The organism is Pseudoalteromonas sp. AWM4_233 (assembly GCF_056158285.1).
Genome location: NZ_JBSWSZ010000001.1, coordinates 2780053 through 2799181, shown reverse-complemented (window position 1 = coordinate 2799181; position 19129 = coordinate 2780053). Strand labels below are relative to the sequence as shown.

The 19129-nt window shown below is 42.4% G+C and carries 15 protein-coding genes; 9 read left to right on the top strand and 6 right to left on the bottom strand.

Features of this window, described 5'->3' with window-relative positions; genetic code table 11:
• Positions 1-27: 27 nt before the first annotated feature.
• Both pdxH and ACXAC4_RS12465 read left to right on the top strand, forming a co-directional pair.
• A complete protein-coding gene (gene pdxH / locus ACXAC4_RS12470) occupies positions 28-669 on the top strand; it encodes a pyridoxamine 5'-phosphate oxidase (RefSeq protein WP_475162050.1) in 642 nt (213 codons plus the stop codon).
• A gap of 13 nt (positions 670-682) precedes the next feature.
• Positions 683-1447, top strand: a complete 765-nt coding sequence (locus ACXAC4_RS12465) for a TatD family hydrolase (protein ID WP_475162049.1) — start codon at positions 683-685, stop codon at positions 1445-1447.
• Here ACXAC4_RS12465 and ACXAC4_RS12460 read toward each other — a convergent pair.
• On the bottom strand, positions 1414-2034 hold the full coding sequence (locus ACXAC4_RS12460) for an AhpA/YtjB family protein (protein ID WP_475162045.1): 621 nt from the start codon (positions 2032-2034) through the stop codon (positions 1414-1416). The genes ACXAC4_RS12465 and ACXAC4_RS12460 overlap by 34 nt on opposite strands.
• Positions 2035-2108: 74 nt before the next feature.
• Between ACXAC4_RS12460 and serB the strand changes: the two genes are divergently transcribed.
• Positions 2109-3119: a phosphoserine phosphatase SerB gene (serB, locus tag ACXAC4_RS12455; protein ID WP_475162041.1), complete on the top strand. Its 1011-nt coding sequence runs from the start codon at positions 2109-2111 to the stop codon at positions 3117-3119.
• Between the two features lie 73 nt (positions 3120-3192).
• Here the strand turns inward: serB and ACXAC4_RS12450 are convergent, their stop codons facing one another.
• Complete coding sequence (locus tag ACXAC4_RS12450; protein ID WP_157599090.1) at positions 3193-3357, bottom strand: hypothetical protein; 165 nt, start codon at positions 3355-3357, stop codon at positions 3193-3195.
• 392 nt (positions 3358-3749) lie between these two features.
• On the opposite strand from ACXAC4_RS12450, the gene ACXAC4_RS12445 reads away from it, so the two are divergent.
• From ACXAC4_RS12445 to lpdA, 5 genes are all read left to right on the top strand, one after another.
• Complete coding sequence (locus ACXAC4_RS12445; protein WP_475162033.1) at positions 3750-4481, top strand: substrate-binding periplasmic protein; 732 nt, start codon at positions 3750-3752, stop codon at positions 4479-4481.
• A gap of 431 nt (positions 4482-4912) precedes the next feature.
• On the top strand, positions 4913-5671 hold the full coding sequence (gene pdhR, locus ACXAC4_RS12440; protein WP_138567073.1) for a pyruvate dehydrogenase complex transcriptional repressor PdhR: 759 nt from the start codon (positions 4913-4915) through the stop codon (positions 5669-5671).
• Between the two features lie 51 nt (positions 5672-5722).
• Complete coding sequence (gene aceE, locus ACXAC4_RS12435; RefSeq protein WP_475162030.1) at positions 5723-8389, top strand: pyruvate dehydrogenase (acetyl-transferring), homodimeric type; 2667 nt, start codon at positions 5723-5725, stop codon at positions 8387-8389.
• 12 nt (positions 8390-8401) lie between these two features.
• Entirely contained in the window at positions 8402-10300 is a 1899-nt protein-coding gene (gene aceF, locus ACXAC4_RS12430) for a pyruvate dehydrogenase complex dihydrolipoyllysine-residue acetyltransferase (RefSeq protein WP_475162029.1), read from the top strand.
• Positions 10301-10479: 179 nt separating this feature from the next.
• Positions 10480-11907, top strand: coding sequence for a dihydrolipoyl dehydrogenase (gene lpdA / locus ACXAC4_RS12425; RefSeq protein WP_138482652.1), 1428 nt, complete (start codon positions 10480-10482; stop codon positions 11905-11907).
• 59 nt (positions 11908-11966) lie between these two features.
• On the opposite strand, the gene phaC is transcribed toward lpdA, so the two are convergent.
• From phaC to ACXAC4_RS12410, 3 genes are all read right to left on the bottom strand, one after another.
• On the bottom strand, positions 11967-13733 hold the full coding sequence (gene phaC / locus ACXAC4_RS12420) for a class I poly(R)-hydroxyalkanoic acid synthase (RefSeq protein ID WP_475164120.1): 1767 nt from the start codon (positions 13731-13733) through the stop codon (positions 11967-11969).
• A 99-nt stretch (positions 13734-13832) separates the two neighbouring features.
• Complete coding sequence (locus ACXAC4_RS12415) at positions 13833-14177, bottom strand: phasin family protein (protein WP_475162024.1); 345 nt, start codon at positions 14175-14177, stop codon at positions 13833-13835.
• Positions 14178-14247: 70 nt separating this feature from the next.
• Entirely contained in the window at positions 14248-14997 is a 750-nt protein-coding gene (locus ACXAC4_RS12410; protein WP_475162022.1) for an SDR family oxidoreductase, read from the bottom strand.
• 308 nt (positions 14998-15305) lie between these two features.
• On the opposite strand from ACXAC4_RS12410, the gene ACXAC4_RS12405 reads away from it, so the two are divergent.
• A complete protein-coding gene (locus tag ACXAC4_RS12405) occupies positions 15306-17129 on the top strand; it encodes a sensor histidine kinase (RefSeq protein WP_475162020.1) in 1824 nt (607 codons plus the stop codon).
• Between the two features lie 143 nt (positions 17130-17272).
• Here ACXAC4_RS12405 and ACXAC4_RS12400 read toward each other — a convergent pair whose 3' ends face one another.
• A complete protein-coding gene (locus tag ACXAC4_RS12400) occupies positions 17273-19099 on the bottom strand; it encodes a DUF885 domain-containing protein (RefSeq protein WP_475162016.1) in 1827 nt (608 codons plus the stop codon).
• Between the last annotated feature and the right edge of the window lie 30 nt (positions 19100-19129).

Sequence of the window (19129 nt, the reverse complement as noted above, 5' to 3'; positions counted from 1 at the left end):
GCTCAGGTTAACGAGTAAGGAACGAATATGAAATTAGAAGACATTCGCCGCGAGTATACCCAAGGTGGTTTGCAGCGTGACACGCTAGCAGATGACCCTATTGTGCAATTTGAGGCTTGGCTAAAACAAGCGGTTGAAGCCAAGTTTAGTAATGATCCGACAGCCATGGTTGTAGCAACGGTTGATGAAACCGGCCAGCCTTCACAGCGCATCGTGTTGCTTAAACATTTGGATGAAAATGGCTTCGTATTTTTCACCAATACGGGCTCACGCAAGGCACAAGAGTTAAAGAGCAATAACAAGATTTCTTTACACTTCCCATGGCATGCCATAGAACGTCAAGTGATTGTGTATGGTGAAGCAAGGCCACTGCCTACAAGCGCTGTAGCAAAGTATTTCTTATCTCGTCCAAAAGAGAGCCAACTCGCAGCTTGGGCGTCACAACAGTCTCGTCCGGTGTCATCGCGTCAAGCGCTAATGCAAACCTTTAACAGCATGAAGTCAAAGTTTGCTAAAGGCGATATTCCACTGCCAGACTTTTGGGGCGGCTATTGTGTTGAGCCAACTAAAATTGAATTTTGGCAAGGTGGCGAGCACCGCTTACATGACCGCTTTATGTATGTGAAACAAGCCGATGGCAGCTGGGCTATTGAAAGATTAAATCCTTAAGCTTCGCTTCAATATGCAATTCATAGACACCCACTGTCACCTTGACTTCGAGGAGTTTAAAGGTGACTTGCAAAACCATGTTTACCGTGCAAATCAGCTTGGTATTCATGGTTTTGTTGTACCTGGGGTCACATCAAAACAAAGTGGAGCATTACTGAGTTTTAAACTGCACAACCCTGGAGTTTATATTGCTTTCGGTCTTCATCCGTATTTTATGGCTGAGCATCAAGATGGTGATTTTGAACAACTGAAAAGTTTGGCGATTGAACATCGAGAGCAGCTGGTGGCGATTGGTGAGTGTGGTATTGATGCGAGTATTGCAGATATTGAAAAGCAGCAAACGCTTTTTGCAAAGCATATAAAACTTGCGAATGAGTTGTCGCTGCCGCTAATCGTGCATCATAGGCAAAGCCATCATTTGATTATGCAAGCATTTAAGCAAGTACAGCCAAAATGGGGTGGGGTGATCCATGCTTTTAGTGGCTCACTGCAACAAGCGCAAGCGTATATCAAACTGGGTTTTAAACTTGGCGTGGGGGGCACGATAACCTATGAACGTGCCAACAAAACCAAACAAGCTTTGGCACTAGTGCCACTCGATAGCTTAGTGCTTGAGACTGACGCGCCTTCAATGCCGCTTGCGGGTTATCAAGGGCAGATAAACTTACCTGAACGCCTTAAAGCAGTATTTGATTGCCTAGTAGCAATTCGCAGTGAGTCAGAGTCTGAGATTGCCAAACAAGTTTATGCGTCGTCTTGTTCGCTTTTTAATATTTGACGCTTTACTTCCCAACGTTTTAACGCGCGCCCTAATTGCCAAGTGAATACACAGGTAATGATCAACATCAGCAACACCATACGACCGAGTTCGTGAAAGTGATGATGACTTTCACTCATGGCATCTTGGGTTAAGTACACCATATTTACAAAGCCAAGGGGCTTATCATCCGCATCAAGAATGGGTAACACGATGGCATCTTTTAATTTGCTGATCCCCGGTAATTGTTTTGCAATGCCTTGATTGAGTGGCTCGGCTTGAAATCCTTCACTTTTAGTTAAGAGTTGCCCTTGGTGGTCATAAATAGCAGCGCCTAACACGTAGGGATCTTTGGCCAAATTCTTGGTCAGTTTTTCTAACTTATCGAGCTCTTGGCTTTGCATTGAATAGCTGGCGTTCCATGCTGTTTGCTGTGCCAAACTTCGGGCAGCTTGATGCGCTTGGTTATGTAACAGTTGATGAGAGCGAAAACTGGTATTAAAGGCAATCCAAGTCAGTGTGATAAAGCAAGCTGCAGCAATGATTAAACGGATCAAGCGTCGGTTTTTTGTGGACGTTATCAAATCAAGTGCTTGTGTATTTTTCATAGTATCCATATTGAGTGCTGACAGCCTTTTGGAATGATGTTACAAATGCATTGTTACTAAATTTGGAGCTCACAATGGCTGGTATTCGCTTTAACCTTACACCGCAACTTTCACTCACTGATTTATGCACCTTAGCAAAATGGTATCAGATTGAAAATGATCACTTAGTCGAGCAAGCGTCTGAATCATTGCCATTGGGTGAAGATTTCATCGTGTTTTTTGGTGCTCAAGCGAACACACATTTTTTGCAATATGCCATTGAGTTTATTGGTAAGACGAATATCAATGCAGTAAGCCTATATCAGCCTGCAGCACAATTAGCACCCGCGTTAGCGTTTAACGTTAAAGCACAGTTTGATGACTCGAAAGAATATAAAAAACAGCTGCGCAGTTTTGCTGTCGAGCATGGTTTTGAAGGTGCCTATTTATCAAAGCCAGCCAGTTTGAGCCAGCCAGGTTTACTCATTATGGATATGGACTCTACGGCGATAGAAATTGAGTGTATTGATGAAATAGCACGTTTAGCCGACGTTTATGACGAGGTTGCTAGCGTGACTGCCATGGCAATGGCTGGGCAATTGGGTTTTAGCGAAAGTTTGTATCAGCGAGTGGCGAAACTTGAAGGTATTGAATTGTCTTTGATCCAACAGTTAAAAGATAACCTACCGCTGATGGAGGGCATTCAAGATCTTTGTCATACATTAAAAACCCATAACTGGCAGTTAATACTCGCATCGGGTGGCTTCACTTGGTTTGCAGAAGCACTGCAAGCACCACTGTCGCTAGATGCTTTTTATGCCAATGAGCTGGAAATAAAAGATGCGCGTTTAACGGGTAAAGTATTAGGCGATGTGGTCGATGCTCAGAAAAAGGCTGATATTTTAGCAAAGACGCGCACTCAGCTTGGATTAGCGAAACAACAAACCATTGCCATTGGTGATGGTGCCAATGATTTGGTGATGATGGCAGAAGCGGGAACAGGGGTGGCTATTCATGGCAAACCAAAAGTGATTGAAAACGCCGATGCAGCTATTTGTCATGGCTCACTATTGCAGTTGTTATATTTTATTGCACTACCCAAGTAATCAGTTTGCCAGTGATTAATTGTTCGAAAAAAGGAAGTCGCTGCGACTTCCTTTTTTTGTGTCTATGAAGAGGTTACCTTCGACATGCGTCCACATTTTCACAGGTAGGGAAATAACTCATAGGGCAAATACCTTGTGGCGTTGAAAAACCAAACCCACCTGCAATGTTAGGAGTCGCAACTTTATCAATGGTTTTTGCATTCGATAAGTTCTTTAACTTCTTTTTATTCAATTTCATGATCAGTTTCCTTCTAAATAAAGCCGAAATAGGCTTATTTATGTTAGGTGGTAAATAAGCCAGGAACAAGCTTTGGCTCAGAGTAAAAGATTATAAAAATCGTTTGTACAAACGATAAAGTGCTATTGATAAGACTGCACTATTTAGCTCTATAAAATGATTGTTTAATCTTCATTGGGGCGAGCTTTTGAAGACTAAACATTATGGCGCTTAGTAAGTGGCGTAAAAGATTTCAACGTAATCAGAAATCGCCTAAAGGAGTTTAATAAAGCCGCTCTAAGGATTATTACTCTGCTATGAGGCTAGTAAATCTGATACAGTTTTGGCATTGTGAGCTAGCATGTTAGGAGGTATGAAGCACTATGGCCCGTTTTTGTTCAGCAATTTTTTGTATGTTATTAGCTACATTTTCCAATAGTGTGTGGTCTTCAGAAACCTTGCGCTTTGTCGCCGAAGATCTCTACCCCTTGCATTTCAATGACGACAAAAAGCAGCCAAAAGGGTTTTTAGTTGAGTTAGTCGATAAAGTATTGAGTGAGTGTCAATGTCAAGGGCGTGTTGAAATAATGCCACAGGCTCGCGCGTTCAAAGAGTTTAAGTCAGATAAAAATACTTTGATGGTCTCCTTATTAAAAACGCCACAACGTAGCAATGAATTCAATTTTCTAGGCAGTGTTTATTTCGCAGATGCTTATCTAATTGGACTTAAAAAAAAATCGTTTCCATTATTTGATTTAAAGAGTGCTCGAGGGTTAAGGGTCAGTACAGTACGAGGATATTTTAGTCATTACTATCTAGAAAAGTCGGGGTTTTCTACTGAGCATGATTTAGTGCTTGCGCCAGATCCTGAGAGCTTACTCCATATGCTTTATAAAGGAAGAACAGATCTTGTGTTAACAAATACCTTGTCGCTTGATAAGGAGCTAAGAAGCATAGGACTTGACCCTGATCAGATAGAAGAAAAACTAAGTTTAAAAGGCTTCCCTAACGAGTTGCATTTTGTTGCCAATAAGCAGCTCGATCAAGAGGTCGCTCGGAAGCTTAAGCAAGGGCTGGAAAAAATTAAGCTGACAGGAGAATACACAACCCTATTAAATAAATGGCAGTTACTTCAAGAAAAGTAAGTGAGCAAGCAATTTAGCTAAAAATGAGAACTAATAGAGTTGTTACTGGCAGACAATTGAATAATATATAGGATTTGTACACCTCATTTCTTACCTAAAAAACCAAAATATCGATTAGTTACATTTTTTAACTTGTGAATGTATCCCCTACTCCCTTAAATTTTAGACTGTCCAAGTACTGGAACATTAAAAGCAACCCTTAATGGTCAGACCACTTTAATTTGTACTGTGGTTTTTCCTAAATTTGTATAAAGTTTAGACTTTGGTTGTAGAAAAGCTGTGGTTAAACCGTGCAGAATTTTGACAGTATCACGGGTTTTTGATAGTGTAATGCGCAAATTTGGTATTACCAATTTACCTTTTGGTTAAGATTACCTAACAATATGATGTTAGATGGTCTTTTCAACATGCTTAAATTCGGCGTTTGATCAATGTCTTTAAAGATAAAAGCAGCAAAATTATCCGATGTTATTTTAGAGCAACTTGAGAATATGATCCTCGAGGGCTCTTTAATGCCAGGTGAAAAGTTGCCTCCAGAAAGGGAGCTTGCGAAGCAGTTTGAGGTTTCAAGACCTTCTCTTCGAGAAGCAATTCAGAAGCTTGAGGCAAAAGGACTCGTGACACGTCGTCAAGGCGGCGGAACGTATGTAAAGAATCAATTAGAACAGGGGCTCACTGATCCGCTGTTTGACTTGATCAGTAAGCATCCAGAATCACAATTTGATTTGCTGGAGTTTCGTCATGCATTAGAAGGGATCGCGGCATATTATGCAGCGCTTCGCGGTACTGACACAGACTTTGAGAAAGTTCAGCAAAGTTTTGACAATATCGCCGATGTGCACGGGGACCTAGAGCAAAAAGCACAAGCAATAAATGCATTTCATTTTGCAGTGGCTGAAGCGTCTCATAACGTGGTGCTACTACACCTTGTTAAAGGCATGCAGTCTTTACTAGAGCAAAACGTATTACAAAACTTACAAGTTTTGGTGCAAAAGAACGACGTTAGTGAACAGCTTGCTGAGCACCGTAAATTGTTGATGGATGCTGTTATAGAAGGCAATCCGGAGCAAGCACGATTAGCCAGTAACGCGCACTTAGCGTTTATTGAAGAAGCATTACTTGAAGCGGACAAAGAACGTTCGCGGATCGCACGTAGTTTAAGACGTACCAGTAACAATCGAGTTCGTTAAGATTAACCAGAAGTAATTAAATTCGTATTTTAAACATAAGGAACACTCCATATGTCTGAAGTCAATAAAATTGACGTAGACGCGTTAGAAACCCAAGAGTGGTTACAAGCGCTTGAGTCTGTAGTAAAAGAAGAGGGCGTTGAACGCGCTCAGTTTCTATTAGAGCAAGTATTAGAGCAAGCTCGTCTTGATGGCGTTGATATGCCAACAGGTATTACTACAAACTATGTAAATACTATTCCAGCAGATCAAGAACCTGCATACCCAGGTGACACAACAATTGAACGTCGTATTCGTTCAATCGTTCGTTGGAATGCGATCATGATCGTTTTACGTGCGTCTAAGAAAGACTTAGAGCTAGGCGGCCACATGGCGTCTTACCAGTCTTCGGCTGCATTCTATGAGATGTGTTTCAACCACTTCTTCCGTGCACCAAACGAAAAAGACGGTGGTGATTTAGTTTATTACCAAGGTCACATTTCACCAGGTATCTACGCACGTGCTTTCTTAGAAGGTCGTTTAACTGAAGAGCAACTTGATAACTTCCGTCAAGAAGTAGACGGCAAAGGTATCTCTTCATACCCACACCCTAAGTTGATGCCTGAATTCTGGCAGTTCCCAACTGTATCTATGGGTCTAGGTCCAATTGCATCAATCTACCAAGCACGTTTCCTTAAGTACTTAGAAGGTCGTGGTCTGAAAGAGACGAACGAGCAGCGCGTATATGCGTTCTTAGGTGATGGTGAGATGGATGAGCCAGAATCACGTGGTGCAATTTCTTTCGCTGCGCGTGAAAAGCTAGATAACCTTTGTTACCTAATCAACTGTAACCTACAGCGTCTAGACGGCCCAGTAATGGGTAACGGTAAGATCATTCAAGAACTTGAAGGTCTATTTAAAGGTGCAGGCTGGAACGTAATTAAAGTTGTTTGGGGTGCAGGTTGGGATGCACTACTAGCGAAAGACACAACGGGTAAGCTATTACAGCTTATGAACGAGACAATCGACGGTGACTACCAAACATATAAAGCGAAAGATGGCGCATATGTTCGTGAACACTTCTTCGGTCGTTACCCAGAAACAGCAGCACTTGTTGCTGATATGACTGATGACGAGATCTTCGCGCTTAAGCGAGGTGGTCACGATACATCTAAGCTTTACGCAGCTTACAAAGTAGCGCAAGAGACAAAAGGTCGTCCAACCGTAATCCTAGCTAAAACGGTTAAAGGTTACGGTATGGGTGAAGCAGCTGAAGGTAAAAACATTGCGCACCAAGTTAAGAAAATGGACATGACGCACGTTGAACATCTTCGTTCACGTCTTGGTCTTGAAGACTTGGTATCTGATGAGCAAATCAAAGATTTACCATACCTGAAGCTTGAAGAAGGTTCAGCTGAATATGAGTACCTTCACTCACGTCGTAAAGCGCTTCACGGTTATACACCGCAGCGTTTACCTAACTTCACGCAAGCACTTGAGCTACCAACTTTAGAGCAGTTCAAGCCACTACTTGAAGCACAAAAGCGTGATATCTCTACAACAATGGGTTACGTACGTGCGCTGAATATCTTACTAAAAGATAAAGGCGTAGGTAAAAACATCGTTCCTATTATTGCGGATGAAGCGCGTACTTTTGGTATGGAAGGTCTATTCCGTCAGATCGGTATTTATAATCCGCATGGTCAGAATTACACACCTCAAGACCGTGACATCGTTTCTTACTACAAAGAAGCAACATCAGGTCAGGTACTTCAAGAAGGTATCAATGAGCTAGGTGCAATGTCTTCATGGGTTGCAGCTGCAACGTCATACTCGACAAATGACCTGCCGATGATCCCATTCTACATCTACTACTCTATGTTCGGTTTCCAACGTGTTGGCGACATGGCGTGGATGGCGGGTGACCAACAAGCGCGTGGTTTCTTACTGGGTGCAACCGCTGGTCGTACAACCCTTAACGGTGAAGGTCTACAGCACGAAGACGGTCACTCGCACATTCAAGCGGGTACTATTCCTAACTGTATTTCTTACGACCCAACATTCGTATTTGAAGTAGCGGTAATCCTACAAGACGGTATTCGTCGCATGTACGGTCCTGAGCAAGAAAACGTGTTCTACTACCTAACGCTAATGAATGAGAACTACGCACAACCTGCAATGCCAGAAGGTGCGGAAGAAGGTATTCGTAAGGGTATCTATAAGCTTGAAGACAACGCTGGTGACAAAGCACACGTTCAGCTAATGGGCTCAGGTACTATCTTAAACGAAGTACGTAAAGCAGGTCAGATCCTAAGCGAAGAATATGGCATCGGTTCAGATGTATTCTCTGTAACGTCATTCAATGAGCTTGCTCGTGACGGTCAAGATGTTGAGCGCTTCAACATGCTTAACCCAGCAGCAGATCAAAAAGTACCTTACATTACGTCTGTACTAGGTGAGTCTCCAGCAATTGCTGCAACTGACTACATGAAGAACTATGCAGAGCAAGTACGTGCTTATATGCCAAGCGCTTCTTTCAAAGTACTTGGTACTGACGGTTACGGTCGTTCAGACAGCCGTGAAAACTTACGTCGTCACTTCGAAGTAAATGCAGGTTACGTAGTAGTTGCTGCACTTACAGAGCTTGTTAAGCAAGGTAAAGTTGACGCATCAGTTGTTGCTGACGCTATCAAGAAATTTGATATCGACACAACGAAAACTAACCCACTATACGCATAAGAGGCAGATAGAATGGCAATCGAAATTCATGTTCCAGACATTGGTGCAGATGAGGTTGAAGTAACTGAGATCCTAGTTAACGTAGGTGACACAGTTGAAGTTGATCAATCTCTTATCACTGTTGAAGGTGATAAAGCTTCAATGGAAGTGCCAGCTGCGCAAGCGGGTACAGTGAAAGAAATTAAAGTAGCTGAAGGCGATACTGTTGCAACTGGCTCTTTAATTATGATTTTTGATGCTGCGGGTGAAGCACCTGCAGCAGCCGAGCCTGAAGCACCAGCAGCCCCTGCGGCTGCGCCTGCTCCAGCAGCGGCATCTGAATTAAAAGAAGTTCACGTACCTGACATCGGTGGTGATGAGGTTGAAGTAACTGAGATCATGGTTGCCGTAGGCGACGTGGTTGAAGCTGACCAATCAATCTTAAACGTAGAAGGCGACAAGGCTTCTATGGAAGTACCAGCACCATTTGGCGGTACAGTTAAAGAAATCAAAGTTGAAGTTGGCGGCAAAGTATCAACGGGCTCGTTAGTATTCGTATTTGAAACTGGTGCATCTGCGCCTGTAGCTGTTGAAGCGGCTCCTGCGGCAGCACCTGCTCCAGCAGCGGCGGCAGAACTGATCGAGGTTCACGTACCAGACATCGGCGGTGACGAAGTTGAAGTAACTGAAGTCATGGTTGCGGTAGGTGATGTAGTTGAAGTTGACCAATCAATCTTAAACGTAGAAGGCGACAAGGCTTCTATGGAAGTACCAGCACCATTTGCAGGTAATGTTAAAGAAGTGAAGGTTGAAGTTGGCGGTAAAGTGTCGACTGGATCTCTTGTTTTTGTATTTGAAACGCAAGGCTCTGCACCAGCTCCTGTAGCGGCGCCAGCAGCTGCACCTGCAAAAGCGGCTCCGGCAGCACCAGCGGCAAAACCAGCGCCAGCAGCGGCACCTGCAGCTTCAGCACAAAAAGATGAATTTATAGCGAACGACCAATACGCACATGCATCACCAGTAGTTCGTCGTCTAGCGCGTGAGTTTGGTGTAAACCTAGCGCGCGTTAAAGGCACGGGTCGCAAGAACCGTGTACTTAAAGAAGACGTACAAAACTATGTGAAAGAGTTAGTGAAGCAAGTTGAATCAGGTCAGCTATCTAAAGGTGGCAACACGGGTGGTGGCGAGCTAAACCTAATTCCTTGGCCAAAAGTAGACTTTAGCAAGTTTGGTGAAGTTGAAGAGAAGAAACTTTCTCGTATTCAAAAGCTTTCTGGTGCAAACCTTCACCGCAACTGGGTACAGATCCCACATGTTACGCAATTTGACGAAGCAGACATCACGACGCTAGAAGCATTCCGTAAAGAGCAGAATGTACTGGCTGAGAAGAAGAAAATGGGCGTGAAGATCACTCCACTAGTATTCGTAATGAAAGCCGCGGCTAAAGCACTTGAAGAGTTCCCAACGTTTAACTCATCACTGTCTGAAGATGGGGAAAGCTTAATTCTTAAGAAGTATGTAAACATTGGTATCGCAGTTGATACACCAAATGGTCTAGTTGTTCCTGTTGTACGTGATGTGAACAAAAAAGGCATCATTGAGCTATCTCGTGAGTTGATGGAAATTTCTAAGAAAGCACGTGAAGGTAAACTAACTGCATCTGATATGCAGGGCGGTTGTTTCACGATTTCTAGCCTAGGCGGCATCGGTGGTACTGCGTTTACACCAATCGTAAATGCACCAGAAGTTGCCATCTTAGGTGTGTCTAAGTCTGACATGAAGCCGAAGTGGAATGGTAAAGAGTTTGAGCCGCGCCTAATGGTGCCGCTAAGCTGTTCATACGACCACCGTGTAATTGACGGTGCGTTAGCAGCACGCTTTACTGCAACACTTGCAGCTTACCTGAGCGACATTCGTCAGCTGGTAATGTAAAACTCAAAAATCCCACTGATTTTCAGTGGGATTTTGTTTGTATCCTCTGATACAATCGACGCACACTTTTTTAGTCTGCCCCTTGTTCCTCCTGACAAATGGATGACATGGCAGTGAGTATAACGAGTAGGGCAACGCCAATTTGGCATAACCCGTTCGCAAAATATTAAGGTTAAAACATGAGCAACGAGATCAAAACTCAAGTTGTTGTACTAGGCGGTGGTCCTGGTGGTTACTCTGCAGCTTTCCGTGCTGCTGATTTAGGTTTAGACGTTACACTTATCGAATCACGTAACACTCTAGGTGGTGTTTGCTTGAACGTAGGTTGTATCCCTTCAAAAGCATTACTTCACGTTGCTAAAGTAATCGACGACGCGAGCGAAATGGCATCTCACGGTGTTACTTTCGGTGCTCCACAAATCGACCTAGACAAAATCCGTTCTTGGAAAGAGTCTGTAATCGGTCAATTAACTGGTGGCTTAGACGGCATGGCGAAGATGCGTAAAGTTAACGTTGTTAACGGTTACGGCAAATTCACAGGTGCTAACACTATCGCTGTTGAAGGTGAAAACGGTACTACAACTGTTACTTTCGACAATGCAATCATTGCTGCGGGTTCTCAGCCTGTAAACCTACCTTTCATCCCAGAAGATGAGCGTGTAATTGATTCAACTGGTGCCCTTGAGCTTAAAGACGTACCTGAGAAGCTACTTGTATTAGGTGGTGGTATCATCGGTCTTGAGATGGGTACTGTTTACCGTGCGCTAGGTTCACAAATCGACGTTGTTGAATTTGCTGATCAACTAGTACCAGCAGCGGATAAAGACATCATCAAGATTTACCAAAAGTACGTTAAGAACAAGTTCAACGTAATGCTTTCTACAAAAGTAGTGGCTGTTGAAGCGAAAGAAGACGGTCTATACGTATCGTTCGAAGGCAAGAACGCTCCGGCTGAGCCAGTACGTTACGACAAAGTACTTGTTGCTGTAGGTCGTACGCCTAACGGTAAACTACTTGACGCTGAAAAAGCGGGTGTAGCTGTTGACGAGCGTGGCTTCATCAACACTGACAAGCAAATGAAGACAAACGTAAACCACATCTTCGCGATTGGTGATATCGTTGGTCAACCAATGCTTGCGCACAAAGCAGTTCACGAAGCACACGTTGCTGCTGAAGTTATCTCAGGTCAGAAGCATTACTTCGATCCTAAATGTATTCCTTCAATCGCATACACAGATCCAGAAATCGCTTGGGTTGGTGTAACTGAGAAAGAAGCAAAAGAGCAAGGCCTTAACATTGAAACTGCGGTATTCCCGTGGGCTGCATCTGGCCGTGCAATCGCTTCAGCACGTACTGAAGGTTCAACTAAGCTTATCTTCGATAAAGACTCAGGTCGCGTTATCGGTGGTGCTATGGTTGGTATCAACGCAGGTGAAATGCTTGGTGAGATCGGCCTAGCGGTAGAAATGGGTGCAGACGGTGAAGACCTAGCGCTTACTATCCACGCTCACCCAACTCTGAACGAGTCAATCGGTCTAGCAGCTGAAATCTTTGAAGGTTCAATCACTGACCTACCAAACAAAAAAGCAGTTAAAAAGAAGAAGTAATTCTTTGATTTAAAGCTTTAAAAAAACCCGCTTCGGCGGGTTTTTTGTTATCAGCTACATTAAAGTGTAACCTTTACATATTCTCCGGGTGCATCATAAATCCCTGGCTTTTCGTCAGTATGTGTTGCTCTCGCGTCTACTTTTGTGTCATTTAGATTGTTAAGCCACTGGTGCCAGTGAGGCCACCAAGACCCAGTTTGATGCTTAGCTTTATCAAACCAATCTTGCGCTTCACCCTTGGCCTCAGGGCCATAGAAGTAACCGTACTTATTTGTTTCAGGCGAATTAATTACACCGGCAATGTGGCCACTCTCACCCAGCACAAAAGTCACAGGACTTGCGGTATTTTGCACACCTTTAAATGTGGCTTGCCAAAGCGCAATATGATCATCACGCGTAGAGAGCATATAAATTGGTGTTTTTACCTTGCTCAAATCAATTTTAGTACCACGAATACTGATCGCTTTTGGCTCTACCAGCTTGTTTTCTAGATAGAGGTTACGCAGCATAAAATTATGACATGCTGCAGTCAGGTTGGTACTGTCACCATTCCAGTAAAGCAGGTCCATATTCATAGGCGCTTTGCCTTTGAGGTAATTATTCACATAATAATTCCAGTACAGGCTGTTTTCTCTGAGCATACTGAATGCGGTGCCGAGTGAGTGACCATGCATGACACCATTTTCAGTATTATAAGCCTCAAGCGCTGCAATTGTTGGCTCATTGATAAAGACACCAATCTCTCCAGGCTGAGCAAAATCGAGTAATGTGGTTAATAAGGTCGCACTTTTAATGCGTTGCTTCATACGTTTCGCAGTGAAATAAGCCAATGTTGTGGTCAGTAAAGTACCGCCAATACAATAGCCCATGGCATTGACATAAGTTGTGCCTATATGTTTCTCGATGGCATCAAGGGCAGCTATCACGCCATCAACCACATAATCTTCAAAGCTGATGTGTGCCATACTTGGATCAGGGTTTTTCCACGACATCATGAATACGGTATGGCCCTGATCTACAGCCCATTTCACCATCGAGTTTTGCTGTTGCAGATCTAAGATATAGTACTTATTCACATAAGGTGGAATGATTAATAGCGGTGTCTCGAGTACTTGCTCTGTGGTTGCATTGTATTGGATTAATTCAAATAAATGATTCTGATACACCACACGACCTGGGGTAGTGGCTAGGTCTTCACCGAGTTTATAAGCTTGCTCTTCAGTCATGCTAATACGCAGCATATCTTGGCTTTTGTCTAAGTCTTTTTTAAGCAGTTCAAAGCCTTTTACTAGGTTCTCACCTTTTGACTCTAGGGTGAGTTTCAGAAGTTCTGGATTGGTGCTGATAAAATTACTGGGTGCAAGCGAGTTAATGGTTTGTCTGGCAAAAAACTCAAGGCGTTCTTTTTGTTTTTCATCTAACCCTTGAGTATCACGAATATTTTGTAGCAGTGATTCACCAAATAATAAATAGCTTTGCTTGATGTAGTTAAACCATGGGTTTTGTTGCCATTGTTCGTCTTTAAAACGGCGGTCGCCACGCTCTTCACTAATGACAGGCGCAACGTTTTCGTCACTGGTTTGCATCGCGTTTTGCATTATCTGCAATTGCTGTTGCCACCAGTTAGTTTGATTTTTTATTAATGTCTCAGGTTGCTGGCTTAGGGCTTGCAACCAGGTGGTAAAGTCTTTGCTGTTTTGTTCGTTTAAAGCTTGTTGAACAGGGCTTTGTTGGCTCAGGCTTTGGGTAAAGGAGTTAAAAATTTCTTGGTTTTGTTGCCACCAAGATTGCATCGTAGCATTTAAGGCGTCGTTATCCATCTTCATCATAATTGTCCTAATGACACAACTAGACGCTGCTTGGGTGTCGCAGCATGAAGGCAAGAAGAGCAGGTAGCGGCAGAAATACCGCTACCTAAATAAGTCTTAAGCTTGAGCTGTTTGCATTTGCTCTTTAGTTAAAGCTTCAAGGTTGTCTTTGAACTCTTGACCTAGTTTAGTTAGCTTTTGACCGTCTTCGATCATTTGCTGGCTTAGCTGAGTCATTGCTGAAACCTGGCTTAAGTTAAAATCGATTGCAGATTTAACATCTTGTACTTCAGTCGCTGCTTTTAATTGTGATATAGAAGCATTTGAGATGTTTTGTACTGCATCAATTTGAATGCTTGCTAGCTGTTCAATGTTCTTTGCAACAAGTTGGTTGAACTTGATTGCTGGGCCGAAAAACTTTTGGTTTTGTTCAGTTAGCGTGTTTAGTAAATCAGTGTACATAACGTTTTCCTTTTGAGTCGTTGAGATTGTGCAAAAAATGGGTTGAGCGTTAACTGCTTACTCAACTAACTTAATTCATGTATAAACCGCCGTTTAAGGCGAGTGTTTCACCTGTGATATAAGCTGCATCGTCAGATGCTAAAAAGCGCACTGCTTTGGCGACTTCTTCTGGGGTCGCTAAACGTTGCATAGGTACTTGGCCGCGAATGTTATCTAGTACCTCAGGTTTCATTGCTGCAACCATTGGGGTTTCTGTATAACCCGGAGCAACTACATTCACTGTGACACCAGCGCGCGCTCCTTCATAAGCAAGAGATTTAGAAAAGCCGATCATACCCGCTTTTGCAGCGGCATAGTTTGCTTGTCCAAATTGGCCTTTTTGGCCGTTTACACTTGAGATGTTGATGATACGACCTTGCTTTTGTGCACACATATGCGCAAATAAAGGTTGAGTCATGTTGAAAAGAGAGTTCAAGTTGGTATCAATCACTTCTCGCCATTGTTCAATCGACATTTTCTTGAACGTGGTATCTCGAGTGATACCAGCGTTATTAACCAATACATCAATGTGTTGATGCTCTTCGATGAGGTCGTCTAGGGCAAGTTTACAAGCTTGCGTATCTGTCACATCTAAAAACGCCGCTTGGACATGTTTTGGATTGATGTTTGACTCATTGAGCCATTGATCAAAGTCAGCTTGAGTACGACGTTGGCTCGCAACGGCGATAACGAAGAATTGGTTTTCTACGAGAGATTGAACGATGGCTGTACCAATGCCACCAAAGGCGCCAGTTACAATGGCAGTTTTTTGTATATCCATGATGATTTCCCTACATCTTTTATGACAATTTAACTGCATTTGTCATGTTTGCTTTAGGCAACAAACACCAGTGAAATTCACTTGAGTGATCGTTAAGTGACTTCATTATTTGCGAAAAAAGTGACAGTTTTTTAACCAAACCATGACCTTTTTAAGAACTCACTCTTGCGGCTTACTTTAAGCGTAAACCCCATAGCGCGGTTTATCATATAGTCTATCGTTATGCTCGAAATTTGCACAATTTATAACTTGATCTAAATCTAGTTTTCTTTACTAAACTTAAAGTGAGGAAAAATTAAGGCCAGACTATGCGCGTTCAGTCTTCATTACTTATTTTCAAAGTTGCTTCGAGCACATGTGTGTTTTTAATCATGCTTGCAAGTTGGTTAATGTATTCACACATAGATCATACTCAGCAAGTTGAACTACAGTTAAATCGCCTAAAGTTAGCTGCAGCTCGATTAGTTGGCGTAAAAAATGACTACATACAAGAAAGGCAGCCAGAATTTATTGAGTCTTTCGATATGCATTATTTTCAGTTCGAAAAAGAATACGGTGAGCTTGCTCAACTTCTTTTAGATGAGCCAAAAGTCATGCTGCAACTTTCCGCAATAGAATCTAATACCGCAAAGCTAAGGCAAACTTTAAAGCGTTTTGAGCAGTTCCAAATCAAGTTAGGTCATGAGGCTGATGAGGGGGTATATGGCTTGTTTAGACGTCACGCTCATCAGCTACAAAGTTATGTGCAAACAGCTGAACAACCCATTTTAGAGCTTAAGGTACTTGAATTACGACGTGCAGAAAAAGACTTTTTACTGCGACATGATCATGCTTATATTGAACGTCATACTGGAATTTACGAAAAATTATATCAAAAGCTGCAATCCGAGAACTCTCAAGCGGCACTGCTACTCAAAGCTTATCGGCAAGGCTTTTTATCTTACAGCGCAGTGCTTACAGAAATTGGTTTGAACTCAAAGCAGGGTTTGAGAAAGCAACTTGATGAGCAAAAAAATGCGCTAACAACCAAAATATTGGGATTGAGCAATACTATTATTTTACAGGATCACGATACCAAGCAAGCTTGGGTTTTAAGTTTACTGGGCATGATAATTTTGATTTGCTCTGTATGCTTTGTTCTATTGATGATATTGCATGCAAGAGTCTCGAAAAAGATCAATGTGATCAATGATGTCTTAGATAAGGTTGTTGAACATGAAAACTTTAAGCTTAGGACGAACCTCAATAATAGCGATGAGTTAGGTCAAATAGGCACGCATGTCGATAAATTACTTGAATACCTTGATAGTCTACTAGTGCGTTTGTCTTCGGCGCAAAAACGTTTATTAGAAGATGCTGAAGTGGCGAGTTTTAGTAATGTTATTCATCGTTTTACTCAAGAGCTCAATACGCCACTTGGAGAAGTAAAAAGTGGTAAGGGTGATATGGCTGAGTTAATAGCCATCATGAAAAGTAACCTAAGAGATGGGCTAGATGAGAACGCCTCTATTACTGAGATGATAAGTCACCTTGAAAGTACGCTAGATATTATTGAAAGTAACCTCACGGTGAGTGAGCAGCTTATTGAAGAGTTTAAATTGATCTCGGCAAACCAACACTTGGATGTCTTGACCTATTTTAACTTACTTGATCAAGTAGAACATGCTTTTCGAATTAATGACGGTTTATTACCTGCGGATGAATATGATATCACCTTTGATATTTCAGAAGGGCTGTTTATTAATAGCTACCCCTCTGCAATCAATCAGATCATTAACCTGTGCATTCATAACAGTATTAAACATGGCAAAATAGCCAATCAAAAACTCCATATTGTGGTGTCGGCAATGGTTGTAAATGACTTTGTGCATATCTATTTTAAAGACGATGGCATGGGCATAGACAAAGAAATTTTACCAGTGATCTTCGAGCCGTTTATTACTTCAAAACGTCATAGTGGTGGCACTGGTCTAGGTATGAGCATCATACATAATTTAGTGACGCAAAAGCTGAAAGGGGAAGTGAAAATGCAAAGCCCTGCGCATGGTGGTGCTTGTCTTCATATTATTTTGTCAGAGACTGAATTTTCACAAAAGCAATTATCTGACGTGGGCTCAGAGGAAATGGATTAGTGCATAATGAGTTATACATTCCCTCAAAATAGCGATCTTAATCAAGAGGGTTGGTACTATTTAGATAGAAAAGTAAATTCGCCCCCAAAAGCGAGTTAAAAAAGCCATGATTCTCATCATGGCTTTTTATGTCACTTTAGCGGTTAAGCTTTTTTACTGGCAACCCACTCGTCCACGAACTTTTCAAGTACGTTAAGCGGCACTGGGCCATTTTTCAGTACTACATCGTGGAACTGGCGAATATCAAACTTGTCACCAAGCTCTTTTTTCGCATCTTCACGTAGTTCTAAGATCTTAAGCATACCGACTTTATAAGCGGTTGCTTGAGAAGGCATTACAATGTGACGCTCAACCATTTTAACGCCGTCAGACTTAGCGTTAGGGGTGTTATTCACGTAGTAATCAATACCTTCTTGGCGAGTCCACTTCATAGCGTGAATACCTGTATCTACTACTAGGCGACATGCACGCCAAAGTTCCATAGCTAGACGACCAAAATCTGAATATGGGTCTTCATATAGGCCCATTTCTTTTGGTACTAGCTCAGAGTATAAACCCCAACCTTCGATATAAGCTGTGTAGCCACCGAATTTACGGAATTTAGGCACACCTTCAAGCTCTTGCGCGATAGCAATTTGCATGTGGTGACCTGGGATACCTTCGTGGTAAGCAAGTGCTTCCATTTGGTAAGTAGGCATGGCTTCCATGTCATAAAGGTTTGCGTAGTAAATACCAGGGCGAGAACCATCTGGCGCAGGCTGCTGGTAGAATGCTTTACCGGCCGCTTTTTCACGGAACGCTTCAACACGTTTAACAATCATGTCTGCTTTTGGCTTAACAATGAATAATTCATCAAGACGAGATTTTAGGTTGTCGATCATCGCAGTAGCATCTTTTAGATACTTCTCTTTACCCTCTTCTGTATTAGGTAAGTAGAATTGCTTGTCGGTTTTCATGAATTCCATGAATGCTTTTAAGTCACCTTTAAAGCCAACCTTGTCTTTGATTGCTCGCATTTCGTCATGAATACGTGCAACCTCTGCAAGGCCAATTTCGTGGATTTCTTTAGCCGTTAGCTCTGTAGTTGTTGTACGAGCAAGGGCATTGTTAAAGAAGGCTTCACCTTCTGGGAACTTCCAAGCACCATCACGGGTATCTGCTTTTTTCTCAAGCTTTGCTAGGTAGTTAATTAGCTTGTTGTAAGACGGTTTGATAGCGGTTTCAAGTGCTTCTGTCGCTTCATTGATAAGCGCTGCCTTTTCAGAATCAGCAATCTCTAGCTTGTTCACTTTGCGTTTGAAGTCAGCAAGAAGAGTAGAGTCGTCACCTTTTTCAAAAGGCGCGCCTTTAATAATGTTTTTGCTTGATTCAATAACGTGAGGGAATACAAACTTAGGTGCAATAATGCCTTTTTGTGCACGGATCTCTAAAGAGTCGATAAGTTGGTCGAATACTTTAGTGACGCCATTTAAACGTGAGATATACGCTTTCGCATCTTCTACGCTAGTGATTTGGTGTTGGTTAATTAAAAATGCAGGTACCATTGAGTGTGTACCAAACATTTGGTTAACCGGGTAGTTATGGTAGCGCCATTTGAAATCAGCAATGCCATTTTCTAAGCTTTGTTGCATTAGGTCATAGCTAACCTGAGTATTAGCATCAAGTTTGTTGCGGTCAATTGCAGTTAAACGAGCTAGATTCTTTTTCGTGATTTCAAGATCTTCAAGTGCGCGCGCTTCACTGTCATCATCCCATTTATCATAGTCTTTTTTGATGCCCATATAAGTTTGGTATACCGGGCTACGCATGACGCCATCCATGAAGATTTCTTCGAAAAGCGCATTGGCTTTTTCTACTTCACTTTGAACAACTTGAACTTGGGGTGCAGGAGCAGGTTTTTCAGCAGTTTGCTGACAACCAGCCAAAAATGCTGCGCTGATTGCTGCAGCAATAATGGTGAGTTTACGCATTGTTATCTACCTTTGAGTTTTTTGTACGCT